General features: G+C 66.1%; 18 protein-coding genes. 8 read left to right on the forward strand and 10 right to left on the reverse strand.

Features of this window, described 5'->3' with window-relative positions; all coding sequences use genetic code 11:
• Positions 1-59: 59 nt before the first annotated feature.
• The 6 genes from ACFY5D_RS10170 to ACFY5D_RS10195 form a co-directional block, all read right to left on the reverse strand.
• Entirely contained in the window at positions 60-899 is an 840-nt protein-coding gene (locus ACFY5D_RS10170; RefSeq protein WP_387528695.1) for an alkaline phosphatase family protein, read from the reverse strand.
• On the reverse strand, positions 896-1,954 hold the full coding sequence (locus ACFY5D_RS10175; protein ID WP_387528698.1) for an ABC transporter ATP-binding protein: 1,059 nt from the start codon (positions 1,952-1,954) through the stop codon (positions 896-898). Before ACFY5D_RS10175 ends, ACFY5D_RS10170 begins: the two co-directional genes overlap by 4 nt.
• On the reverse strand, positions 1,951-2,805 hold the full coding sequence (locus ACFY5D_RS10180) for an ABC transporter permease (protein ID WP_387528700.1): 855 nt from the start codon (positions 2,803-2,805) through the stop codon (positions 1,951-1,953). Before ACFY5D_RS10180 ends, ACFY5D_RS10175 begins: the two co-directional genes overlap by 4 nt.
• A complete protein-coding gene (locus ACFY5D_RS10185; RefSeq protein ID WP_387528703.1) occupies positions 2,793-3,725 on the reverse strand; it encodes an ABC transporter permease in 933 nt (310 codons plus the stop codon). The genes ACFY5D_RS10180 and ACFY5D_RS10185 overlap by 13 nt, the downstream gene beginning before the upstream one ends.
• Complete coding sequence (locus tag ACFY5D_RS10190; RefSeq protein ID WP_387528706.1) at positions 3,722-4,885, reverse strand: extracellular solute-binding protein; 1,164 nt, start codon at positions 4,883-4,885, stop codon at positions 3,722-3,724. The genes ACFY5D_RS10185 and ACFY5D_RS10190 overlap by 4 nt, the downstream gene beginning before the upstream one ends.
• A 143-nt stretch (positions 4,886-5,028) precedes the next feature.
• The gene (locus ACFY5D_RS10195; protein WP_387528709.1) at positions 5,029-5,790 is read right to left on the reverse strand and encodes a GntR family transcriptional regulator; all 762 of its coding nucleotides are present in this window, start codon (positions 5,788-5,790) and stop codon (positions 5,029-5,031) included.
• 192 nt (positions 5,791-5,982) lie between these two features.
• Here ACFY5D_RS10195 and ACFY5D_RS10200 point away from each other — a divergent pair, with 192 nt between their 5' ends.
• Positions 5,983-6,681, forward strand: coding sequence for an HAD family hydrolase (locus tag ACFY5D_RS10200; protein ID WP_387528712.1), 699 nt, complete (start codon positions 5,983-5,985; stop codon positions 6,679-6,681).
• Between the two features lie 232 nt (positions 6,682-6,913).
• On the opposite strand, the gene ACFY5D_RS10205 is transcribed toward ACFY5D_RS10200, so the two are convergent.
• A complete protein-coding gene (locus ACFY5D_RS10205; RefSeq protein WP_387528715.1) occupies positions 6,914-7,891 on the reverse strand; it encodes a formylglycine-generating enzyme family protein in 978 nt (325 codons plus the stop codon).
• A 130-nt stretch (positions 7,892-8,021) separates the two neighbouring features.
• Between ACFY5D_RS10205 and ACFY5D_RS10210 the strand changes: the two genes are divergently transcribed.
• The 7 genes from ACFY5D_RS10210 to ACFY5D_RS10240 all read left to right on the forward strand — a co-directional run bounded on the left by ACFY5D_RS10210 (position 8,022) and on the right by ACFY5D_RS10240 (position 15,455).
• The gene (locus ACFY5D_RS10210; RefSeq protein ID WP_387528718.1) at positions 8,022-8,636 is read left to right on the forward strand and encodes a PadR family transcriptional regulator; all 615 of its coding nucleotides are present in this window, start codon (positions 8,022-8,024) and stop codon (positions 8,634-8,636) included.
• A gap of 37 nt (positions 8,637-8,673) precedes the next feature.
• The gene (locus ACFY5D_RS10215) at positions 8,674-10,440 is read left to right on the forward strand and encodes a sulfatase (RefSeq protein ID WP_387528721.1); all 1,767 of its coding nucleotides are present in this window, start codon (positions 8,674-8,676) and stop codon (positions 10,438-10,440) included.
• A 174-nt stretch (positions 10,441-10,614) separates the two neighbouring features.
• Positions 10,615-11,292, forward strand: a complete 678-nt coding sequence (locus ACFY5D_RS10220) for a GNAT family N-acetyltransferase (protein ID WP_387528724.1) — start codon at positions 10,615-10,617, stop codon at positions 11,290-11,292.
• A gap of 226 nt (positions 11,293-11,518) precedes the next feature.
• The gene (gene aztD, locus ACFY5D_RS10225) at positions 11,519-12,862 is read left to right on the forward strand and encodes a zinc metallochaperone AztD (protein WP_387528727.1); all 1,344 of its coding nucleotides are present in this window, start codon (positions 11,519-11,521) and stop codon (positions 12,860-12,862) included.
• Positions 12,863-13,084: 222 nt separating this feature from the next.
• Positions 13,085-13,708, forward strand: a complete 624-nt coding sequence (locus ACFY5D_RS10230; RefSeq protein ID WP_387528730.1) for a very short patch repair endonuclease — start codon at positions 13,085-13,087, stop codon at positions 13,706-13,708.
• A 72-nt stretch (positions 13,709-13,780) separates the two neighbouring features.
• A complete protein-coding gene (locus ACFY5D_RS10235; RefSeq protein ID WP_387528733.1) occupies positions 13,781-14,305 on the forward strand; it encodes a dihydrofolate reductase family protein in 525 nt (174 codons plus the stop codon).
• Positions 14,306-14,612: 307 nt separating this feature from the next.
• A complete protein-coding gene (locus tag ACFY5D_RS10240) occupies positions 14,613-15,455 on the forward strand; it encodes a DUF1684 domain-containing protein (RefSeq protein WP_387528736.1) in 843 nt (280 codons plus the stop codon).
• Between the two features lie 55 nt (positions 15,456-15,510).
• Here the strand turns inward: ACFY5D_RS10240 and ACFY5D_RS10245 are convergent, their stop codons facing one another.
• The 3 genes from ACFY5D_RS10245 to ACFY5D_RS10255 all read right to left on the reverse strand — a co-directional run bounded on the left by ACFY5D_RS10245 (position 15,511) and on the right by ACFY5D_RS10255 (position 23,764).
• On the reverse strand, positions 15,511-16,899 hold the full coding sequence (locus ACFY5D_RS10245; protein WP_387528739.1) for an MFS transporter: 1,389 nt from the start codon (positions 16,897-16,899) through the stop codon (positions 15,511-15,513).
• A complete protein-coding gene (locus ACFY5D_RS10250) occupies positions 16,892-17,332 on the reverse strand; it encodes a MarR family winged helix-turn-helix transcriptional regulator (RefSeq protein ID WP_387528742.1) in 441 nt (146 codons plus the stop codon). The genes ACFY5D_RS10245 and ACFY5D_RS10250 overlap by 8 nt, the downstream gene beginning before the upstream one ends.
• A 63-nt stretch (positions 17,333-17,395) precedes the next feature.
• On the reverse strand, positions 17,396-23,764 hold the full coding sequence (locus tag ACFY5D_RS10255; RefSeq protein WP_387529774.1) for a DUF4011 domain-containing protein: 6,369 nt from the start codon (positions 23,762-23,764) through the stop codon (positions 17,396-17,398).

Consider the following 23,764-nt stretch of genomic DNA (forward strand, 5'->3'; position numbering starts at 1 on the left):
GAATCCCCGGGCGGACATTCCGGCCGGGGATTCACGGGTTGGCTCCAAGTGCGTGAGCGTCAGCCCTTGCGGCACTCCAGCAGCAGCGGGGTGAGCTCGTGGGGTGCGAGTTCCTCCGGCCAGTGCTCCAGGGAGCCGCCGAAGCGGGTCGCCGCAACGAACGACGCCCGTTCCACGGGACTGTCCGACCCGTGCCCGCCGGCATCAACGTGGCCGTGGTCGGTGGTCAGCAACAGGTACCAGTCCTCCCCCAGTTCCTCCACGCGGCGCGCGATCGCCTCCTTGATGCGTGAAAGGTGCCCCTCGATCCGGTCCATGGCCGCCGAGTATTCCGGGGCGTGTGGCCCGTAGACGTGACCCTCGTCGTCGGCATCGCAGAAGTAGATGAAGGAAACATCCGGGCCCTTGGACGCGAGGACATCGACGGCGTGGTCGGCGACCTGCGCGTCGGCAATCTGGTAACCGTAAGTTTCCCCGTCGCGGGCGATCACCCGGTGGTGGCCGGAGCGCTGCTGTTCGCGCCGCTCCCAGATCACCGGTCCCGCGTCCGCCGGGTCGACCAGCGGGGGCCAGCCCGCCGCCACCATGGTGGTGGTCGACTGGTCCGCGAAGTAGGCCCGGCTCAGTAAATCCGGGCGGTGCAGCAGCGCGTGGCCAATGAACTTGTTGTCCTTGACCCCGTGCTCGGCGTGGGTGCTGCCGGTGAGCAGGGAAGACCAGCCGGGCCCGGAGAGGGTGGGAACCTCCATCACCAGCTCGTTGAACACGCCCTGCTCGATCACCGCGTCAAGCGTCGGCATCCTGCCGGTCCCGCGCGCCAGGTCGATGCGCAGGCCGTCGATTCCCACCAGCGCGATCTTCGGGCTGGCAATTTTCGGGCTTACGGTCTTCGGGCTCATGCCGCACGCTCCGCATCCACGAGCACCGAGGAGCGGCGGGTGTTGACCTCGACGCGCTGGGCCAGCGAGAATTCCGTGGCCTCGTGCGAGGGCATGTCCACCCGGAGGCTGGACCCGGCATGTTCGACGACCACGCTGGTCGTGGGACCGCGCAGCACCATCGAGCTGACGATCCCTTCCCCGCGGTCGTGCGCCAGCAGGCTCAGGTCCTCGGGCCGGATCAGTGCTTCGAATCCCGAGGCCTGGAGCGGCGCGGAGGCGGGGTTGGAGATCGGCAGGATGCGGCCCAGCACCGCGACCCCTCCGCTGGTTGCGGTCGCGGGGATCCGGTTGACGGCCCCGACGAACTCGGAGATGAAGGGGGTGCGCGGGCGCTGGTAGATCTCCTGCGGGGACCCGAGCTGCTCGATGCGCCCGTTGAGCATCACGCCCACCCGGTCCGCGACCGTCAGCGCCTCCTCCTGGTCGTGGGTGACCAGCAGCGTGGTGGTCCCGGACTGTGTCTGGATGCGTCGGATTTCCTCGCGCAGGTGCACGCGCACCTGGGCATCCAGGGCCGAAAGCGGCTCGTCGAGCAGCAGCACCCGTGGCTCGATCGCCAGCGCGCGGGCCAGCGCCACGCGCTGCTGCTGGCCGCCGGAGAGCTGGGCGGGGAACTTGGCCGCGTGTTCGCCGAGGCCCACGGTTTCCAGCAGTTCCTTGGCCCGGGCGGTGCGCTTGCCCAGCGACGTCCCGGCGATCTTCAGCCCGTAGGCGACGTTTTCCGCCGCAGTCATGTGCGGGAAAAGGCTGTAGGCCTGGAAGACGATGCCGATGCCGCGCTCGCGCACCGGGGTGCGCGTCATGTCTTTGCCGGCGATGCGCACGGTGCCGGAGTCCGGGGTTTCCAGCCCGGCCAGCACGCGCAGGATCGTGGTCTTGCCGCAGCCCGACGGGCCCAGCAGCGCCAGCAGCTCGCCGCCGGCAAGGTTGAGGTCCAGGTCATCCAGCACGGTGCGGCCGCCGAAGGCCTTGGTGATGCCGGACAGTGAGACTTCTGCAGAATCCCGGGTCATCGGGATCCCCCTTTCGTGGTGGATTTCTTGGTGCCGCGCCGCGCCGTCACCGTGGACAGGGACGCCAGCAACAGCCAGGTGGCCAGGATGGTGAGGAAGGACAGGGCGGCCGCGGCGCGCGGCTGGTTCATGCCGACCTGCACCATGAAGACCGGGAAGGTCGAGTGCAGCAGCAGGCTCGCCAGCGCGTACTCCCCCAGCACCATGGCGCAGGAGAGCAGGGCGGAGCCCAGCAGGGCGGCGCGCATGTTCGGCAGCACCACGTTGAGCAGGGTCTGCCACGGCTTGGCGCCCAGGCTGGCGCTTGCGGCGAACAGGGTCTGGACGTCCAGGGCGCGGATGCCCGCGTCCAGGCTCCGGTAGACCAGCGGCAGCGTGAGCACCATGTAGAACGGCACCAGCGAATAGGTGCTGACCAGGAAGCCGGGTGCCACGTTGCGGAAGAACAGGTTCGCCCCGCCCACCAGCGCGATGGCCGGCACCACGTAGGGAACCACGGACAGACACTCGGTCAGCCGCAGCATCTTCGGGGCCTTCAAATGCAGGAAGAGCAGCGTCGGCACCAGCAGCACCAGGGATCCCAGCGTGCTGAGCACCGCCAATTCCAGGGTGGTGAACAGCTGCGCGGCGAAGTCGGTGCCCGCCAGCGCGTCGGTCAGCGGTTCCAGCGTGAAGCCCTGGCCCGGCAGCGTGAAGCCGAACGCCGCCGAGGCCACCAGCGGGATGAAGAACATGACCAGTGCGGCGGCGAAGACCGCGGTCCGCGACATGTCCTGCAGCTTCGGCCGGCGCACGGTCCTTGCGGGGCTGGTGCGAGGCACCGGGTGCGGTGCGGTTTCTAGCGCAGCCATTTGTTGGTCCTTCTTTCCAGCAGGGTCCGCAGGCCCATGGCCGCCACCACGATCACGATCATTCCGGTGACAAGGGCCGCGGCGAAGCTTTCGTCCGCCATGACGTCGCCGGAGATGAAGAAGCCGATCAGGATCGGCACCAGGTTCACCCGGCCGCCGGCCAGCGCGTAGGCGGTGGCGTAAGCGCTGAACGAGTTGGCGAAGAGCAGCAGCAGCGCGCCGACGATCGGCGGCCACATGATCGGCAGGGCCACGTCCACCAGGTAGCGCCAGCGGCTGGCGCCCAGCGAGTAGGCGGCTTCGGGCCACTGCTTCTTCAGGGAGCCGAACGCCGGCAGCATGAGGATGGCCATCAGCGGGACCTGGAAGTACAGGTACACCAGCGCCAGCCCGAGGAAGGAGACCAACTGGATGTTCTCGCTGAGGTTCCAGCCGGTCAGCGACAGGATGATCCGGGTGGCCAGGCCCTGCACGCCCAGGGTCGCGATGAACGCGAAGGCCAGCGCCACGCCGCCCATCTGCGAGGCCACCGCGGAGAAGGACAGCACCAGGTTCCGCAGCCAGGCCGGCTTGTCTCCGCTGGCCAGGGCCCACGCCAGGATGAATCCCAGCACCCCGCCGACCGCCGCCGTCAGCAGCGACAGGTTAATGGTCTGCATGAACGCGTCGCGGTACTGCGGCTCGAACAGCTTCGCCATGGACTCCAGGGAGAACCGCCCGTCCACCCGGAAGCTGGTGAAGATGTTGGTGGCGATGGGGGCGATCAGGAACACCGCGAGGAACGCCAGCAGCGGCAGCGCACCCAGCCATCCGGCAACCTTTCCAGGCGCCTTGCGAATTGCATGACCCATGGTCTTGCGCGGCGCCCGTGTTTGCACCGCCTCGGGCCGGTCGGCCGCCTTGTCGAGCTCGATCGTCACTGCGCGGCGACCTTCTGGCCCCACTGGTCGACGATCATCTTGCCGGCCGTCTCGCCCTGCTCGATGGTCGGGAACTTGATCTTCTCGATCACGTCGGCCTCGGGAAGCTTGGACAGCGCCTCCTCGGAGAGCTTGCCGGCCTTCTTCAGTTCGATGTAGCGTGCGGGGATGCCGCCGCCGCGGGCGAAGAGCTCGGAGCCCTCGTCGCTGGTGAGCCAATCGACCCAGAGGCGGGCGCTGTTGGGGTGCGGCGAGTCGGCGACCACGGGCTGGGCGTAGTAGTTGCCGAAGACGCCGTCAGCGAAGGTCTGGGTTTCCAGCGTGATGTTGGACTTCTTCAGTTCCTCTTCCATGCCCAGGAAGTTGTAGTTCCAGTCAAGGACCACCGCGGCCTGGCCGGTGCTCAGCGCGGAGACCGGGGAGGTGATGCTCACCAGGTTGCCGGACTTGGCAAGCTTCTCGAAGAAGTCGATGCCGGGCTGGATGTTGTCCAGGGAACCCCCGTGGGCCAGCGATGCGGCGAAGACCGCCGCGATGGAGGAGGCGCCCTTGCGTGGGTCGCCCGGCAGCGCCACCTTGCCCTTGTACTTCGGGTCCAGCAGGTCGTCCCAGGTCTTCGGGGCCTCGACCGCCGAGGTGTTGGTGCCCACCTGGACCACGCCGTAGTAGGCGCCCACCCACATGCCGTTCGGGTCCTTCAGGTCCGCCGGGATGGCGTCGAAGTTGCTGGGCTTGTAGGGGGCGATCAGCTTCTCGTCGCCGGCCTTCTTGGTGAAGGAGTACCCGATGTCGATCACGTCCGGTTGCGTCTTCTGGCCGCGCAGGTTCTTGACCGCGGTGATCTCGTCCGCGCTCGAGGCATCGGGGGTGGCCACCGGGGTATCCACGCCGTACTTTGCCTTGAAGGCGGCGAACTGGCCGCCGTAGTTGGCCCAGTCGGCCGGCACCGCGATCAGCTGGACGGTGCCCTCGGCCTTGGCCAGGTCCGCAATCTCGCTGGTCGTGGCGCCGATCTTAGCCGCCGCGGTTGGCGCCTGGCTGCAGCCTGCGAGCGAGCCGCCGACGGTGGCCAACAGCGCGAGTCCGGCAGCACCGCGGAGCAGGGTGCGTCGGGTGGTTTTCGTCGAACGTATTGCTGCCGGAACGAGTGGCATATTCATGGCGGGATGCTCTCCGTGTGAGTGAGGAGGCCCGGGAAAGGCCTGCTTGCAGACACCAACCTAACGACGGCACCTTGACGGGCAGCGACGCCAAGGTGTCCCACAGATGAACAATGGTCTAGACCGAACTGATCACATTCGGTTCAGTCGCCCGACCCGCCCACGCGACCCGACACCACGATCTTCAGCCGGTCGGTGCGGACCAGGTCCTCGGAGTACTCGACGGGGCGCCCGTCCTTGGCCAGCCCGGTGCGCTTGATGCCAAGCACCGCAGTCGCGGGGGCTATTTCCAGGTACCCCGCGCTCTCCTCGCCGACCACGGCCGGGTTCAATTCCTCCACGGAGGAGAACGGTGCCAGGCCGTAGCATTCCCCCATCACCGCATAGATCGAGCCCGTCAAATCGCGCTCCGACAGGCCCGGAAACAGCTCCGCGGGCAGGAACATCTCTTCCAGCACCACGGGCGTCGATGCGGCAAAGCGGATCCTGTGGATCCGGTGGACCGGGGATCCCGCGGAGATTTGCAGGGCCTCGGACACCGCCCTATCGGACGGGACAGTCACCGCAGAAAGCACGCTTGACGAGGCACTATGCACGCTTTTGAGCAACTGGGCGCTGAGTCCCATCAGGTTGGAGATATCCACGGGAACCCGCGGCTCCGCCACGAACGAGCCTCCGCGGCTACCCACCGCCCGCACGATCCGCCCCTCGTGGACCAAGGTGTCCAGGGCCTGGCGCAGGGTCATGCGGCTGACGCCCATGGCCTGGGCAAACTGTCGCTCGGCCGGCAGCTTGCTGCCGGCCGGAAGCAGACCTTCGGCAATGATGCCGGCAAGCCAATTGCTGATGGATTGGTGGGCCGGAAGCTCCGGGTCAAGAACAAGCCTTTGGGCCTGTTCAAGCAATTCGTCGGTATTGATTTTCGGCTCGCTTTCAATTGCCGGACCGGGTTCATGTTCCGTTCACCCGCAACCAAGCTGGGGTCCACCCAATATGGCGGTCGGGGACATGTCGGCTCGCTAGTTTGGTCTCTCGATCGCCCATGGGTCTAGACCGTTGGGCGACTTCACTAAACACTACAAGATTGGAAACGCACCATGCGCGCCACCTCCACCAACGCCACCCTGACGCTCACGGACCTTGACGGCGTGCTCTTCGATTTCAACGGCACCCTCTCCGACGACGAAGGCGTCCTGCGGGACCTGTTCATCGATTTGGCCGCAACCCACTGCTCGCTGACCCTCACCGCCCGGCAGTACCAGGAGGTCCTGGCCGGCCGCAGCGACCGCGAGATCATGACCGACATCCTGGCCATGGCACCGGCCGATGCCGGACCGGTGGACAAGTACCTGCCGATCATCGATTCCGAATACGCCGCCCGCATCGAACGCGAAAGCCTGATCCGCCCGGCCACCCGGGAGCTGGTCCACGCACTGCATGCGGCTGGCCTGAAGTTGGGCGTGGTCACCGGCGCAAGCCGTCTCCAGGTGCTCCCCGCGCTGGAACGCGCGGGCCTGCTGGACCTGTTCGGGATCGTGGTCACGGACGAGGACGTCGTCAACGGCAAGCCCCACCCGGAGGGTTTCCAGCGCGCGGCCGCCGCACTCGGCCTGGACGACCCCTCGCGGGTCGCCGCATTCGAGGACTCCATCCCGGGGCTCGGCGCCGTTGCGGCGGCCGGCATGATCGCCATCTGCGTCGAGGGCACCCACCCGACCGAGGTGCTGGAGCAGCACGCGCTCATCATCGTTCCTGAGATCAGCACCGCGTGCCTGGAACTTGATCTCGGCGCCTAGCACCACCGTCGTGTTCGATTTTGGTGTCACCGGCGCATCGACCGGACTTCGACCCCGAATACCGCAAGCACCGACCGATGGGCGATGACCTTCGGGTGGCAGCAACACCTGGATGATCCAGGGGCTTACGGAAAGTCGAGGCCAGAGCCGGGATGCGGGGCGGAACAACTCCCGGGGCCCATTCGAACGAGCGGGGCCCAGGGGGCAGCCCTGCTCGACGGGTCCCGCACACTCATTCCGGGCTCACGGGCCCCGGGGCCACGGTGCGGAAGCCGCAATTCCCGCTGGAGGAATCGGGGGTGTTGGAGGTGCGGGCGGCAACCCGGTACCGGTTGCAGTACGAGTCGTGGCACAGGTAAGAGCCGCCGCGCATCACCCGACCGGAACCGGCCGGGGGACCTTGCGGATTCTCGACCGGGGACATGCCGTAGTACCCGGGATGGAACATGTCCGAACACCATTCCCAGACGTTTCCGGCGACCTCGTGGAGCCCGTACCCGTTGGGCGGGAACGACTTCACCGGGGCAGTGCCCGGGAATCCGTCCGCCGCGGTGTTCAGGGTGGGAAACGTTCCCTGCCAGATGTTGCACCGGTGTTCCCCTGAAGGCGTGAGCTCGTCACCCCAGGCATAGCGTTTTCCGGAGAGTCCGCCGCGGGCCGCGTACTCCCATTCCGCCTCCGTGGGCAGACGCCGGCCCGCCCACTCGCAGTAGGCCAGGGCATCGTTGTGCGAGACGTGGACGACCGGGTGGTCGGCCACCTCGGACCAGTGCGAGTCGGGGCCGGCGGGGTGGGCCCAATAGGCGCCACGCACGTCCAGCCACCATGGTGCACCCGCCGCAACCCCCAGGACCTCAGCCCGGGGCGCCTTCAGGAGCAGATGGAACACCGCCGAGCTCCCGAAGTCCTCGGCCTCGGTCCGGTAGCCGGTGGCCTCAACGAAACGCGCGAACATCCCGTTCGTCACCGCCGTCGCATCGATACGGAACTCATCCAGTTTCACGGGATGCACCGGGAGCTCGCCATCGGTCGGGTACCCCTCGCCGAAGGCATCCCCCATCAGGAATGCGCCGGCAGGCACAAGGACATCCTCGTGCCCGGCGAGCGCCGGGGAGGTGAAGGCGCGGCGCTCCCCGGTCCGGGGCGGCGCGGCCACCCGTGACGGCGAACAGCAGCCTGATGGATATACCGGCGTCCCTTGGGGGTCCATGGAGTTTCCCTCACTCGAAACTGGGCCGGTCGCGACGTGGACCGTGAGGCGATCCTACCAAAACCATTCCACTTGTGCCATACTCAACATGGTCCGCGTCACGGGCCGGACACCCCTTCCCTGGAGAACAATGAAGCTGGAAAACATCCTCCTGGGCGTGCTCCTCGGGCACCCCTGCACCGGTTACGACCTGAAGAAATTCCTTGACGGCAGCGGCCGCTTTCTGCGCTCCAACACCACCATGAGCCAGGTCTACAGGTCGTTGGGATCGATGGAGAAACAGGGGTGGGTTGGCCACAGCGTCGACCCGCGGCCGGGCGCACGTGACGCCAAGACGTATAGGGTCACGGACGCGGGGGCGGCAGCGTTCCTTGACTGGCTGACCGGACCCTACGACCCGCCGACGCGGTTCCAGGACCCGGAACTGACCGTACGCCTGTCATTCGCGGGCTTCATGAGCGCCGAGCAGCTACTGCGGATCCTCGACGTCGAGCTCCAGACGCGGCAGGCCGAGATCGGCAGGTACCGGAACCGCGACCGCCGGACCACCAAGGCCCCGACCATTCCCTTTGACGACAAACTCTCCGCGGCGGTGGGCGAACGGCTCCACGTCATGGGAGCCGGCGCCGCCGACGCCCACGTCGCGGCGCTGCTCGAATTGCGCAGGGACCTCCTGGACGGCCGCCTGTCCTCGCGTTCCCCCGCCATGCCGCCGACAACCCCGCGCCCCGAGGGCACGCACTGATCCCTGGCGACCTGCCACCCACCCACTCGAAAGGGCCATGATGAAGGCCATCATTCTCATGTTCGACAGCTTGAACAGGCACATGCTCTCCCCGTACGCCGACACCATTGTCGATGCGCCAAACTTCGCCCGCCTCGCCGCCAAGACGGTCACCTTCGAGAACTTCTATGCGGGCTCCATGCCCTGCATGCCGGCCCGGCGAGAGATGCACACCGGCCGCTACAACTTCCTGCACCGCAGCTGGGGTCCGCTCGAACCGTTCGACGACTCCATGCCGCAGATGCTCAGCCAGGCCGGGGTGCATACCCATCTGGCATCGGACCACCCCCACTACTGGGAAGACGGCGGTGCCACCTACCACCCCCGGTACACCACCTGGGAGTTCTTCCGCGGCCAGGAAGGCGATCCCTGGAAGGGTGTCGTGGACCCCGCGGGCGGCACCGATGACCTGCATGGCGACTTGAAACGCCAGGACCTGATCAACCGCAGCTACATGCCGACGGAGGCGGAGCATTCCCAGACCCGCACGGTCGATGCCGGGCTGCATTTCATCGACACCAACCAGGCTTCCGACCGCTGGATGCTGCAGATCGAGCTGTTCGATCCGCACGAGCCCTTCTTCACGCACTCTGCCTACAAGGACCTGTACCCCCACGAGTATGACGGGCCGGAGTTCGACTGGCCCGGGTACCAGAAGGTCACCGAGCCCCGGGAGCAGGTGGACCATGCCCGCTACGAGTACGCGGCACTCGTGTCCATGTGCGACAAGTCCCTGGGCCGCGTCCTGGACGCCATGGACAAGTACGACATGTGGGACGACACCATGCTCCTGGTGAACACCGACCACGGGTTCCTGCTCGGCGAGCACGGCTGGTGGGCCAAATCCATCCAGCCCTGGTTCAACGAACTTGTCCACCTGCCCATGTTCCTCTGGGATCCGCGCACCGGCGGACGCGACAACCGACGCGGCGCGCTGGCCCAAACCATCGACATCGCCCCGACGATGCTGCGCTACTTCGACCTCGAGCCGACCCCCGACATGCAGGGGCAGGACCTCGCCGCCATCCTCAGGGACGACTCCGAGGTGCGCGAGGCCGCGCTGTTCGGCATCCACGGCGGGCACGTCAATGTCACCGATGGCCGCTACGTGTACATGCGCGCCGCCGCGGACGAGTCCAATGCACCGCTTGAGGACTTCACCCTCATGCCCACCCACATGCGCTCCCGCTTCGACATCTCCGAGCTCGCCGACTGGGAGCCTGCCGCCCCGTTCGCCTTCACCAAGGGCCTGCGCACGATAAAGGTGCCGACGAGCTCCTTCATGAACCCGTGGGCCCACGGAACCCTGCTCTTCGACCTCCGGACCGACCCGGGGCAGAACACCCCGCTCGCCGACGACGAGATCGAACTGCGCATGCTGGGGTTGCTGGCAGGCCTCATGCGAGAGAACGACGCACCCCGCAGCCAGTTCGAGCGGCTCGGAATCCCGTTCGACACCGCCCCGACCCGGGAACACCTGCTGGTCCGCCGGCAGGCGGACCGTGCCGCCGGGGCCCTTGAGCCGCTGCCGCCGCTGGACGGATTCCACGCCAGCGGCGCCGCCCTGGAAATCCCCATCCTGGAACTCATCCAAGACCCGCGCTGCCGCACCAGCCTGGAAAGGCACTTGCCACACCTCGTTTCCACCGAATTGGTCAACATCCCCGCCGATCTCAGCCTTTACCAGCTCTCGAGGGTCATGCCCGTACCTGTTGACCGGCTCGCCCGACTGGCCGAGGAACTCGCTCCGGTCCGCACCGCCTGAGTCGCCCGCTGCCTTGGCCCGCGCAAAACGGCTTGTCCCCGCGGCAATCCGCAAGCCGCGGGGACAAGACCCAGCATGCGGGACGGCGTCCTTGACCATCGCGGCCGGCGCTGGCAGTCTCGTTTCCACACGGGGCGGCACGGAACGGGACTGCCCGGCGATCGGAGGGGCTCCATGAAGCAGGTCGAGGAAACCGGCAGCGACGTTGCGTCCGAGGCCAGCCCGGCGGCAGTCCCCCGGGTTGTCCCGGCCAACGAAGCCAGCTGGGAGGACATCCACAAGGTCTTCGGGACGCGGGGCGACCCGTCGACCTGCCAATGCCAGTGGTTCCAGAATCCCGGCCACAGCTTCCGCGAGCTAACGGACGAGGTGCGCGAGATCCGCTTGCAGTCGCAGACGGCATGCGGAAACCCGAGCGCTGCGAAAACCAGCGGACTCATTGCCTACCTGGGCGACGAGGCGGTGGGTTGGTGCGCCGTCGAACCGCGCACCGCCTACCCGCGCCTGCTGGATTCAAGGATCCCGTGGAGCGGCCGCGACGAGGACCGCGAGGATCCGGACATCTGGGCACTGGTCTGCTTTGTCACGCGCACCGGGTATCGTCGCCAAGGCGTCTCGCGTGCCCTGGCCGCGGCCGCCGTGGATTTCGCCAGGGAGCGCGGCGCCCGCGCGCTGGAGGGCTACCCCATGGTCCTGCCTCCGGGAAAGAAGGCGGTCTGGGGCGAAATGTTTGTGGGCAGCCGCAACGTCTTCGTCGATGCCGGGTTCATCGAGGTCAGCCACCCCACCCCGCGGCGGGTCGTCATGCGCATCGACCTCCGTTCCGAGGAGCAATCCGGCAACGTCGGCTAATGCCTCCCACCCGTCTCAGATGCGCCCCAGGGCCGCTTCGCAGGGAGCACCGCAGGCTGACCCATGGGCTCAACGCGAAGTCCCAGGGGATCCAGTGGACACGCGCCGCGCCAGATCCCCCACCCGCGCAACGCACCAGCGTCCGTCAGGCATTGATCTGATCGTTCCGGAGCCGCGACGATTCACATTATTGCGAATGATTCTTATTTGCAATAATGTGCTCAACATGAAACAGCTCCAAACCGAAAACGCCTCGATCGAAATCCGGGCCACTGATCGTCGAGCGCATCGCGCCCTTGTGATGACTACCGCTTTTGCCTCGATACTGGCGCTCGCATCCTGCGCCACCGCCCCAACACCTGCCACCAACCCGGAATCGACAACGACTTCAAACCTGGATCCGAAGACCGATCCAGACACCGCGAAGAACGGATCCCCGCAGGTGGCGGAAGTCCGAACGGCCCAGCCGCGTCTGGCTGTCACCTACGACGGTGGCGTCCTTGTTCTGGATGCCGCTGATGGAAAGATCGTCTCCGATTTTCGGATTGACGGATTCAACCGAGTGAACCCAGCCGGCGACGGGCGACATGTCCTCGTATCCACGGTTGGAGGGTTCCAGGTCTTGGACACGGGGTCCTGGTCAGAACTCCACGGCGATCATTTCCACCATTTTGTATCTGATCCGACACTCAGGGATCAGAAGTTCCCGGCGCAGAAACCCGGGCATGCCGTCCACCACGCAGGGCAAACGGCTCTCTTTGATGACGCAACAGGAAACGTCAACATTTTCGATCCAAGGGCCTTGTCGAAGGAAACGCCGCCAAAGACCCAGGACTACAAAACACCACAAGCGCATCATGGGGTCGCCGTGCCGTTGAAGAACGGGCAACTGCTCGTCACGGAAGGAAACGACGAATCCCGCTCTGGCGTCAAACTGCTGAATGAGGCAAAAACGGGCGGCAGCAGAAGCACGATTGCGGCAAGCTCGGACTGCCCCGGCGTTCATGGCGAAGCCGCAGCCCTGGACCAAGCAATAGTCGTCGGGTGTGAAGACGGTTTGCTCGTGGTGAAGAACGGAAAAATCGCCAAGGTTTCATCACCCGACGCCTACGGGCGGATCGGTAACCAATCCGGAAATGAAAAATCATCCGTCGTTCTTGGCGACTACAAGAAGAATAAGGAAGCGGAGTTGGAACGCCCCACGACGTTCTCGCTCACGGATACCGCCACCAACAAGCTTCGGCTGGTCGACACGGACTTTTCGTATTCCTTCCGCTCACTGGGACGCAACAAATCGGGTGACGCCCTCATACTCGGCACGGACGGACAGCTCCATATCTATGATCCGTCCACAGGGAAAGAAAAATCCGTCATCCAGGTTGTCGACGAGTGGGAAGAGCCATTGGATTGGCAAGAGCCCCGACCGACCCTGCTGGTGAAGGGTGAAACCGCCTTTGTCACCAATCCGGCCACCAAGGAACTACACACCGTCGACCTCAAGAAGGGCTCCGTGATTCAAAGTATCGTCTTACCGGAAATCCCAAATGAATTAACGGCCGCATCCAGTTAGTCGACGGCCCGGTGGGAACTCCACGGGATCAAGCCAACGGCTTCAATGCCCCTCGGTGGATGGTCGCTCGCATTGTTTTCGCAGTGCCGCGCCCTGCCTTAACATGCAACGTCATGCCCTCGCACATGGAATCCATAGGCTTGCCCCATAGAGTCATAACTACCTCATGAAGGTGCGAGTGATGAGAGCACCGGTCGGATCCAAGATGCATTCCCCCGCATCGTGGAACCGGCCGGTGCTCAAACCTTTAACGCCCCTTTCCCGGAGGGAAATCCTGTTCTGGCCGGCAATCCTGAATTGACGCTGTGCCCACCACTCGCCCGGGTGCACAATCGAGACATGGACAGCATGTCCGCCCAGCAGCGATCCCAACTCATGTCGAAGATCAAGGGCAAGAACACCAAACCCGAGCTTCTCGTCCGCAAACTGCTGCACGCTGCGGGATACCGCTACCGATTGCAAGGGAATATTCCGCGCTCAACGTTCGAGAAAATTCTCAAGGACCACCCGGATGCGCACTTGCCCGGAGGCAAACTCCCGGGCCGTCCCGATCTCGTCTTTTCCGCGCGACACAAGGTCGTGTTTGTCAATGGATGCTTCTGGCATCTCCACGACTGCCCCGCCGGCCAACACGCGCCGCAGACGAACGCGGAATTCTGGGAGGCCAAACGCACAGCAACGCGCGACCGGGACCTACGTAGCATCGTCGTCCTTGAGGATCTCGGTTGGCAGTCCTTGGTCTTGTGGGAATGCGAGCTCCGGGACCAGGAAGTTGTCCTGGACCGCTTGTCGAGGTTCCTGGGAGCATCAGCCGGTTCCACCGCGGCACCATCGAAATCTGTCTAAAAGTCGCTAGCCAAGGGGCAAAACTCCACATAGCGTTGGGTCGACCAAGTCGAAATGGGAGGACTGCCCGACATGCGCCAATTGGTTTACTACATTTCACTGACTCTCGATGGGTTCGTTGCCGGCCCGCAGGAAGAAGTCGATTTCTTTGGCGGTTCCGATGAATACGTGCAGCACATGATCGGGAACTACTCCGATATATTGCCCCAGCGTGGACGCGAAAAACTCGGCATCGGGCATGCGCCGCTGACCCGGTTCGACACGATCGTTATGGGACGGCGCACCTACGATCCGGCACTGCAGATGGGCATCACGAGTCCATACCCGCACCTGCGCCAGATTGTCTTTTCGCGCAGTCTCTCCTCAACGGATCCCGAAGTGTTGATCACCGATGCGGATCCGGTGTCCGTGATCCGCGCGCTGAAGAGCGAGGACTCCCCGCACGACATCTACCTGGCCGGGGGCGGTCAATTGGCCGGCGCCTTGCTGTCGGAAATCGATGAAATCATCATCAAGCAATACCCCGTGATCATTGGTTCGGGCATCCGCCCGTTCGGCACCGTCTTCACCCACCAAAAAGTTCACGATGACCAATAGCATCATCTTCAACCCCGGCAACTCGATCACGAGTTTCAAGCCGAAGGCGGTTTAACCCGGGTCCATCCGAACGCCACAAAACGTCTTGATGCAACCTGAAGACGACTCAAACGAGTCGTCTGGCGCCCGGATGACCTCAATGTAAAGGACATTGACACTTCGTTTCGGACTACTCGAAATAGTGCGGGCACCATGCCTATATTGGGGTCGGTGGCCGCAACAATGCGCGGCCACACAACCTGCACGCCTAGTCAACGAAGAGGGCCACAGCGCTACCGGACCCGTTCGTGACGGAAACGAGGAACCCATGTCGGCACCGGCGCCCGAAACCACGGCACCAGAAGAAACCAACGCAGCGGACTTCGCTGCCGAGTGGCGAAGCTGGCACCAACACCGGTTGCAGGAGCTCTCCGCACCACATGGATTCCTTGCGGTGACAGACCTGCACTGGCTGACGAGCGACCCCACACGCTACGACGGTATCCCCGGCCAGTGGTGGGTCACCCACGATTGGCTCTTTGTGGACCTCGGCACCGACGAGCGCCTGCTCCTGAACGGCAAGCCGGTTTCGGGGGTCCAGAAGCTGGGCAGCATCGCCGAGCGCGACGGATTCAACCTCGGCCACGGGGAAACCATCATCGAGGTAGCCAAGCGCGGCGGCAAATACATCCTGCGCCCGCGCCATCCGCAGAACCCGCTGCTGCAGGACTTCAACGGCGTCCCTGCCTACACGCCGGACCCGCGCTGGCGCATCGCCGGCGCCTACCGCCGTTTCGACCAGCCGCGGCCAACCCGGGTCGGTGCGGCGGTGGAGGGCATCGAGCACGTCTACGAGGCACCCGGAGAAGTGGTGTTCGAGCTCGACGGGGAAACCCACGTTCTCACCGCCTTCAACGGCCACACCGAGGGAACCCTGAACGTCCTGTTCACCGATGAAACGTCGGGAAAGACCACCTATGCGGCAAACCGCTCGTTGGTCGTGGCCGCTCCCGACGTGGCCGGAAACGTCGTCTTGGATTTCAACAGGGCGGTGAACCTGCCGTGCGCTTTCACGGACCTGGCCACTTGCCCGCTGCCGCCCGCGGAAAACCGGCTGGCGGTGGCCATCGAGGCCGGCGAAAAGACCCCGTTCGAACGCTCCTCCAACTGATCCCGAGCCGTCATACGCAGCTGCACGGGGTCGGAAGCCCCAAGAGGGCCGGCGCCTAGGTCGCCGAGCGGAACCGCGTCGCGAACCCGTTGACGATCAGGGCAAGGAACACCACCAGGCAGAGCACCGCGCCGATCTCGAACGTGAGGTTGATTCCGGTGGCGGTGGCGTGGTGGTCGGCCGAGGTGTGTGCCGCGATGACCGCGCCGGAGACGGCCGTGCCGAAGGAGCTGCCGATGGTGCGCAGGACCTGGTTGAAACTCACCGAGCTACCCAGCTCCTCGGTTGCCACGCTGCGGGCAATCAGCGCCGGCATGGCAGCATAGGCGGAGCCCAGGCCCAGCCCGAAGACCAGCATGCCCAGCAGGATTTCCCACAGCTGGGAGTGGGCCAGCCACAGCAGCGACCCGGCGACAGCCATCAGCGCGGCCCCGATGGGCAGCAGCGTCGCCAGGGAGAACCTGCGGACCAGGCGATGCACCAGGCGGTTGGCCGCAAAGCTGCCCACCGACAGCGGGAACATCACGAAGCCTGCCCAGAACACCGGCAGGGCCAGTCCGTACTCGGTGGATTCGGGTGCCTGCGCCACGAGGCTTGCCATCGACAGGCCGATGTACAGCGCGGCGCCAAGCCCGATGGCCGTGAGATTGGCCAGCAGCACTTCCCCGTTCCTGAAGACATGCAGGTTGATCAGCGGGTGGTCGCTGCGCAGCTCCGTCCGGATCCACAAGGACAGCAGCACCACGGCGATGACCAGGATGCCGAGGGTCGCGGGCGAGGTCCAGCCCCAGCGGGGGCCCTCGCTGATCCCCAGCAGCAGGGTGCCGAGCCCGAAGGCCAGCAGCGTCGCACCGAGGGTGTCGAAGGGAAGCGCGGCCGCGTGCTCGTCGGGGCCGTTGGGGATGACCCGCATGACGACGATGATGGCGCTGAGCACAAACAGCGCGGCGAACCAGAAGGCCCACCTGAATCCGGTGAGCCCGGCGATGATTCCGGTCAGCGGGTAGCCGATGCCGATTCCGGTGGCCACCGTGACCGAGAGGCTGGAGATGGCTCCCCGGACCTTGTCGGCTGCCACGTAGCGGCGCGCCAGGGAGATCGTCACAGCGACGACTCCGTAGGTCAGGCCCTGGAGCGTGCGCCCGATCAGGAACACGGTGAAGTTCGGCGCGAGCGCGGCGATGACGGATCCGGCGAGGATGATCGCCAGCGAAACCAGCAGGAGCTTCTTCTTGTGCGGGCCGTCGCTGAGCCTGCCCATGACCGGGGTTGCAATGGCGCCGGCCAGGAGGTTCAGCGTCAGCATCCACTGCGCGGTGCTGACGGGCACGCCCATTTCCTGGGAGATCGAGGGCACCAGCAGCATGCCCAGCGAGCTGACGATTGCCGTGGACAGTGCCGCGTAGATCAGCGCCGGCACCATGGGCGAACGGGTTTCAGCCACGCGGCGCCTCCGCACCGATCTTCTTCAGGACCGGGATGGCTGCCAGGAGGATCTCGCGCTCTTCGCCGGTCAGCCGCTCGACGATGGCCTGGGCGACCCAACGCTCCCCGGCATGCACCTCTTCCGACAGCTTGACCCGTCCCGCTTCGGCGAGCTCGATCCAGGTCCTGCGGCGGTCATCGGCGTCGGGAACGCGTTCGATGTACCCCAGCTCCTCGAGCTCGGGAGTTGCCAACGAGATCGCCTGGGGGCTGACCCGTATCGCCGCCGCCAGCTCCTTGCTGGTCGCCCGGCCGTGCTGCGAGAGGTGCTGCAGGATACCCATCTTGCCCGGGGAGAGGCTGCGTTCGGCCCGCATTCTCCTCGCGAGGGGTTGCAGCGCCTCGAGGAATTCCCGGGCGGATTCGGGGTCTGGTGTACGTTCAGAGGTCATCGTTAAATCATACAACCAACTTGATCAAGTTACTTGATCATTATTTCCGACTGTTGCCTCCGGCTACCCCGCCGGGCGGATCTTGCCGGCCACGGACTCCAGGCGACCCTCGCGAACCGCCAGCTCAAGGCCCTGTTGCAGGCAGCGGGACACTCCTTCGGTCATGCGCCCGTACCCCAGGACACCGAGGGCCGCCCGCTTGAGCTCGTCGACGCCCGATTCCTCGGCGGAGAACGCAAGCGCACACATCAGGTTCGCGATCTCCCGCGGGCTGATCTCCTGGGCCTTCACGTCGTGCGCCGCGAAGGCGGTTCGGTGATCGATCCAGCCGGCCCGATCCCGTTTCGATGGCCACACGAATCCGTCGGCATCGGTGACGTAGGCCTTCTTGTCCAGGGCTGCCAGCATGGTCTTTTCCCGTGCGGCCGAGACCCGTCCGAACTCGTAGGCGTTGATGGCCAGCTTCGCCAACCTGCGGTCCAGAATCGGCCATTCCGCATCCACGATTTCCGCGAGCAGCGCCGCGGCCTTCTTCTTGCCGGTGGCGCTCTTGAGCTGGTCAAGCTCTCCCGCCTGGCCCGCCATGCGGAATTCCCAGGGCTTGAACGCCGCGGATTGACCGGGACGGGTGCGTGGTTCGGGTGTGGGCTCGTCGGCCGCCGGCTCGGAAGGAACCGAGGTGCCACCGTGCAGCGTTTCATTGCTTGGCGATGCTTCCCCGGCGATCCGCGTCTGCCGCACCCGTTCCAGCTCTGCATCGATCGAGTCCAGGACCGCATCAGAATCCTCCAGCCACGACGGCAGCCAGATCCGCATCACCGATTCCCAGCCGAGCAGGTTGCGCAGGACATCCTGCGGCAGGCCGTCGCGGTCCCCCACGGTCTGGCGCGCCGCCCACGGTTCGTTGTCCAGCAGGATGGCCATCGCCGGTTCACCCGGACGGTCGGCGACGGCCACCGTCGCATCGATCCTGAAGTCGGACAGCCCGACATTCGTGGCCACCACGTGGCCACGTTCCCGCAGGCGTGCCGCCACCTCTTCGCGGTGCCTGTCGCGCGCGATGGCCGCCAGCGACCCGCTGCCCAGCGCGCGGCTGCCCTCGGCGGCCAGGTCCAGGTAGGCGCGCAGGTGCTTGATGCCCAGCGCCGAGGAGTCCTCGGCGCGCAGGTCTGCGGGGTCGAAGCTGGAGAAGACCACGACCTGGCGGCGGGCACGGGTGACGGCGACGTTCAGGCGGCGTTCGCCACCCACGTTGTTCAGGGGACCGAAGTTCAGCGGCAGCTTCCCCTGCGCGTTGGCGCTGAAGGCGGTGGAGAACAGGATGACATCGCGTTCGTCGCCCTGCACGTTTTCGAGGTTCTTCACGAACATTCCCTCGGCGTCCGTCTCGAGTGCCGCACCCAGGCGTTCGTCCTCGTGGTCGCGCAGCAGCCCCTCGATCAGGTCGCGTTGCGGGGCGTTGAAGGTGACCACGCCGATCGAGGGAATGGCCGACGGCGAGGCATCAAATCGCCGCTTGATCTCATCGACGATGCGCTGCCCCTCGATCGGGTTGGTGCGCAGCAGGCCCGCGGGCCCGGAACGGTGGAAGGCGCCGTCGACCCGTACCAGCGAGATGCCGTACCCGTCCGATCCCGCATCTGCCGCATCGTTGGACTCAGCACCGTTGGAAACAGCACCGTTGCGCGGGGACGGGAAGGACGAGAGCTTTCCGCCGTAGTAGTGCCGGTTGCTGAAGGCGATCAGCGACTCGTCCTGGCTGCGGTAGTGCCACGACAGCCAGCGCCGCTGCACCCGGGCCATGACGCACTCGGTCAGGATCGACTCCTCGTCGGCGACAAGCATCTCCGACTCCGGGTCCTCGTCCGGCTCCAGCGAGACCTCCGCGAACGAGCCCGGCGGCATCTGCTTGCTGTCGCCCACGACCACCGCCGACCTGGCGCGGCCCAGGGCGCCGATCGCGTCGGCCACCCGGATCTGGGAGGCCTCGTCAAAGACCACGATGTCGAATTCACCGGCCCGCGGCGGGAAGAACCGTGCCGCGGAGTCCGGGCTGACCAGCACGCATGGCAGGATCGTGGTGACCAGGTCCCCGTAGGAATCCATGAGCCGGCGCACGCTCAACCCGCCCCGGCGGCGTTCAAGCTGCCGGGCCAGCTCGCCCATGCGTTTCTCGGCCGCCTTCAGCTTCTCGGCACGCTGCCGGGTGATGAGTTCGGGCAGTGATTTTGCCAGGTGCCCCCGCAGGGACGTGGCCGAATCGGTGAACCGTTCGACGGCGCGCGTATGGGTATCGGCGTTGAATTCGTCCAGACCGTGGGCCGCGAGCCGTTCGGCAAGGGCCGCCTCCGCCATGCCGCGCATGAATCCACGCGGCGCGTCCTCCGCAGCGAATTCCCCGGTGGCCAGCAGCGACCAGGCATCCTCCAGCCCGCTTGCCTTCAGGATTTCCAGGGTATCGACGAACCCGGCCCAGCGTTCCAGTCCGCGCTGGGCCGTCCGCCCGGTGCCGCGCTCGTCGACGGTGCGTTGGAACGCACCCAGGAAGCCCTCGTCGCCCGGCCATGCCGAGTGTGTGCGGAGTTCTTCGGGCATCACTGCCAGGAGTCCTTCCCAACGTCCGGCAATCCCGCGAAGCTCGCCGGCAAGCGCCTTTGCGGCCGTCGGGTCCTGTTCGAGGGCCCCCTTGAGGATCTTGCGCAGCGAACGGGTGTAGGAATCATCCCGGCCCGGATCCCCGACCTTGGGCAGCATCCGCGCAAGGTCCAGCAACGTGTCGCACTGTTCCGCAACGCCTTGGATGTCGCCGTCCGTGAACGGATTCCACTGCCCGGGCAGGTTGATTCCCGAAAGCGAGCCCAGCCCCGTGGCGATGCGAGTACGTTGCGCCCGCGCTTCGATCAGTTCTCCGATGATGGTCACGAGGTTCCTCGCGTCGGCCTCGGCGCCCCTCCAGCCCCCGCCGAAGTGCTCGGCGATGACCCGCAGCCGCCGCTTCTTGCGGCCGAAGCCCAGGAACCCGAATTCGTCGGCGACCGTGGCGGCCTGGTGCGCCGGGGCGAGATCGTTCTCCAGCACCGACGGGTCGACAACGGCGGGCAGCCAGTCCATGCGCTGCACCAGGGCCGTGGCCTCGGACAGCAGTTCGCCGCTGGTTGCCTGCCATTCCGGCGTCGAAGCAGCGTCGAGCACCGCGGCGGGCACCCGTCCCTCCAGCAGCTCCGCGAGATGGCGCAGGTCTTCCGGTTCCGCAGCGCTCTCCAACCAGGCGGCCACCCCGGCCTCGGCATGGATGTGCGTGGCTCCGGACCATGCCAACGCCAGGCCATCCGCCGCTGCACGCAGTGCCGCCTGTGCCTGAGCGTCGAGCGGACCGCCGAGGAATCCCCACGGATGGTCCTTCCGCGGGCGCGCGGGTTCCGCGGTTTCGGGCAGCCTGCCGAGCGCCTCGCGCACCGCACCCGCTTCCGCGTCGCTTGCCCGCGCGGCGAATGCCTCGGTGACAGGCAGCGCAGGAATGCCCGGATCCATCGACAGTGCGACGTTCCGGGCGCCGTAGGCCGAGTAGCCCGACGGGCCCTCGTCATGGAGGTCCCGCGCATAGCCGGCCAGCCTGCGGGTGGAGGCGGCCAGGTCGTTTTCGGCCAGCGACATCCCGGCCTCGTCGGCGAAGACCAGGTGGTTGAGGGACGCCTTGATCTGCGCGCGCACGGCATTCGGGGACGAGCCCTTGTCATGGAGGTCGAGCGCGAATTCGCCCAGGCCCACCTCGTTGAGGCGCCTGCTCACCACTTCCAGCGCTGCACGTTTTTCCGCCACGAAAAGCACCCGCTGCCCCGTGGCCATGGCGTGCGCCAGCAGGTTGGTGATCGTCTGCGACTTGCCCGTGCCCGGCGGGCCCTCGAGCACAAACGTGCGCCCTGCCCGCGCGGCGGCGACGGCCTCAAGCTGGGACGCGTCGGCGGGCACCGGGCAGTCGGCTGCCAGCCGATCCAGGTCGACGGCTTCCTCCGCGGAATTGGGGCCGGCGGGGTCGGTGAATTCGTTGGTCGGGGATTCAACCAGGTGCCTGACCAGCGGCGAAGACATGAAGGTTTCCCAGTTGTCGTCCAGGTCCTTCCACATGCGGAACTTCGCGAATTGCAGGATCGCCAGGTCGGCGCTTCCCTCCACGTGGAACGGGAGGTCCGCCGCCAAGAGTGCATCGCGCAATGCGCCCAGCGCCACCTCGATGTCGATGCCCGATTCGTCGCGGACCGGGTCCTCGAACCCCGGAATGCGCAGCCCGAATTGCTCGTGCAGCTTTTCGCTCAGGCAATAGTTCGGGGTGGAGGTCCCCGTCTCATCCATCTCGATGCGGAAGTGCTTTCCGCGCCCCGCGGGTCGCAAATGGACGGGGACCAGGAACAGCGGGGAACGCAGGGCCCGACCGTCCATGGACCAGTTCAGCGAACCCAGGGCCAGATAGAGGTTGTTGGCGCCGTTCTCGTCAATGATCCGCTTCGCCGCGCCGGCCATCCTGCGCAGCTTGGAGAGATAGGTGGCCGAGTCCAGTCGGGTGTACGCCTTTCCCCGGGAAAGCAGCAGTTCGATCCGGCGCTCGACGGGCAACAACGGCCCGGTTTTGTACCGCTCTTTGTCCAATGCGCCGATTTCGTCGGCGGGCAGCAACTCGATGGTCCTGCCGTTGTTGACCAGGTCCTCGAGGCCGTCGACCACGCTGTCGGGGACCGCCAGCGTGAGGCGGGAGCGGTCCGTGAAATTCAGCAGGCGGTTGCGCAGGGAAAGATCCAGCAGCCCGTTCTTCCAGGCAGTGATGCGCGGCGGTGCCGTCTGGCCCGTGGCGGCCGGGGCCTGTTGCCGGCGCTCGGATTTCTCCCTGAAAAAGCGCTCAAGGGTGTCCGACTGCGCCGCACGGTACTCAACCACTGTGGGCTTGCCCGTCTCCGTGAATCCCCGGGCCGGCAACGGGTTGATTCCGCTGCGGCGCGCCTGCCGGATGTCGATGGCGTAGGCCAGCTTCCCGGTTGCATCGGGTCCCTCGTCAACGGGGCTTTGGGCGAACTCGCGCTTCGTCGCGGCGGAGGCCTCGACGATGGACATTCGTCGGTCGATGGTGATGGCTGTGGTTTCCACGATGCGCAGGTGGTCGGCACCCACAAGGTTCACCAACGCGCGGGCGCCCTCGGCATCGAGGCTGCTGCTGGGCAGTCCCCCGTCGGGGATACGCCAGTACGCAAGGAATGCGTGCCCGCCGGCAAGCCAAATCACCGAGTTGATGCCCACTCGCTCGAGCAGCGCCGCCATGAGCAGCGTGGTGTCCAAGGCGGTGCCGAAGCGTTCGGTCAGCACCTCCTCCGCGCCGCGGATGTACTGCCCGCCGGTCTCGGCCAGATCCCAGTTCGCCGGCGGGTTGCCCAGGCGGATGCCGCGCGTGCACAGCACCTCGAAGAGGGCCTCGACGGACTGGTCCACCCGCTCGGCGCCGCCCAGTCGGACGTCGGCGTTCTCCCCGCCGGCGCGCATGCTGAACAGGTCGCCGGCTTCGGAGAGCAGTTCGGCGAGCCGGGGATGCTGCGGCTGCACAAACGCGGCCAGCAGCTCGGCGGTGGCTTGGCTGCCCGCGCCCGGCCAATGGCTTGCGGGCAGCAGGTCGACGTCGGCGGACTTCTCGGCCAGGAGCTTCGCATTCTCGGCCACCCGGACGATGAGTTTTCCCGGGCGGCGGGAGTCGATCAGGGCGAAGGCCGCCGGGTCCAGCGCCACGTCCAGGTCGTGGAGGGTCGTCTTGCCCGTCGGCAATTCCATGCGGCGCTCGGCCACCGCGGAGACCGCCAGGTTGCCGCTCATCACCACGGCCGTCACCAAGACCTGGAGCGCCTCCTCGCCGTGGTTGTCGAGCACCACCCGTTCGATGATGCGGGCATGCGTGTGCGCGGAGGCATAGGTGATTTTTCCACTATGGGCGATGTCGACCAGAATGGATCGTCCGCTCAGCACGCGGCCGGAAGCCGGAGGCTGGTCACCCGCGGCGAAAGATTGAACCAGCTCTGCCACTTGGCCCGCCGAATAATCCAGGTCCAGTTCGGCCAGGAAATCTTCGCAGGTTGCCAACGCCCGCTGCACGTCCGCTTCGGCGAATGCCGTGCCGTTCTCCCAGATTCGGTGGATTTCCTGCAGCCGACGGGTCCGTGCTTCCTGCTCCGTCGATGGCCCGGGATCAGCGGAAAACGACAAGTGATCACGCAATTGTGTGGAAAGGTCAACGATGGCCGCGGGCTGCGCTTGACTCCCCAGCGCCTGGTCGAGCTGGCCCAGCAGCCCCGTCCAGCCGGCGGCCGCGGTTCGCGCCGCGCGCTTTTCGGCCTCCAAGGAGTCCAGTGCCAGTGAGACGATTTCCAGCGCCGTTCCCACATAGTCACGGTGAATCAT

Source organism: Paeniglutamicibacter sp. NPDC012692, from assembly GCF_042901625.1.
GTDB lineage: Bacteria > Actinomycetota > Actinomycetes > Actinomycetales > Micrococcaceae > Paeniglutamicibacter.

Excerpts from the sequence above, each read along its gene's own strand:
- ACFY5D_RS10170 (WP_387528695.1), bottom strand. The coding sequence starts at position 899 with ATGAGCCCGAAGACCGTAAGCCCGAAAATTGCCAGCCCGAAGATCGCG.
- ACFY5D_RS10175 (WP_387528698.1), bottom strand. The coding sequence starts at position 1,954 with ATGACCCGGGATTCTGCAGAAGTCTCACTGTCCGGCATCACCAAGGCC.
- ACFY5D_RS10180 (WP_387528700.1), bottom strand. The coding sequence starts at position 2,805 with ATGGCTGCGCTAGAAACCGCACCGCACCCGGTGCCTCGCACCAGCCCC.
- ACFY5D_RS10190 (WP_387528706.1), bottom strand. The coding sequence starts at position 4,885 with ATGAATATGCCACTCGTTCCGGCAGCAATACGTTCGACGAAAACCACC.
- ACFY5D_RS10200 (WP_387528712.1), top strand. The coding sequence starts at position 5,983 with ATGCGCGCCACCTCCACCAACGCCACCCTGACGCTCACGGACCTTGAC.
- ACFY5D_RS10205 (WP_387528715.1), bottom strand. The coding sequence starts at position 7,891 with ATGGACCCCCAAGGGACGCCGGTATATCCATCAGGCTGCTGTTCGCCG.
- ACFY5D_RS10210 (WP_387528718.1), top strand. The coding sequence starts at position 8,022 with ATGAAGCTGGAAAACATCCTCCTGGGCGTGCTCCTCGGGCACCCCTGC.
- ACFY5D_RS10215 (WP_387528721.1), top strand. The coding sequence starts at position 8,674 with ATGATGAAGGCCATCATTCTCATGTTCGACAGCTTGAACAGGCACATG.
- ACFY5D_RS10220 (WP_387528724.1), top strand. The coding sequence starts at position 10,615 with ATGAAGCAGGTCGAGGAAACCGGCAGCGACGTTGCGTCCGAGGCCAGC.
- aztD (WP_387528727.1), top strand. The coding sequence starts at position 11,519 with ATGAAACAGCTCCAAACCGAAAACGCCTCGATCGAAATCCGGGCCACT.
- ACFY5D_RS10235 (WP_387528733.1), top strand. The coding sequence starts at position 13,781 with ATGCGCCAATTGGTTTACTACATTTCACTGACTCTCGATGGGTTCGTT.
- ACFY5D_RS10240 (WP_387528736.1), top strand. The coding sequence starts at position 14,613 with ATGTCGGCACCGGCGCCCGAAACCACGGCACCAGAAGAAACCAACGCA.
- ACFY5D_RS10250 (WP_387528742.1), bottom strand. The coding sequence starts at position 17,332 with ATGACCTCTGAACGTACACCAGACCCCGAATCCGCCCGGGAATTCCTC.
- ACFY5D_RS10255 (WP_387529774.1), bottom strand. The coding sequence starts at position 23,764 with ATGATTCACCGTGACTATGTGGGAACGGCGCTGGAAATCGTCTCACTG.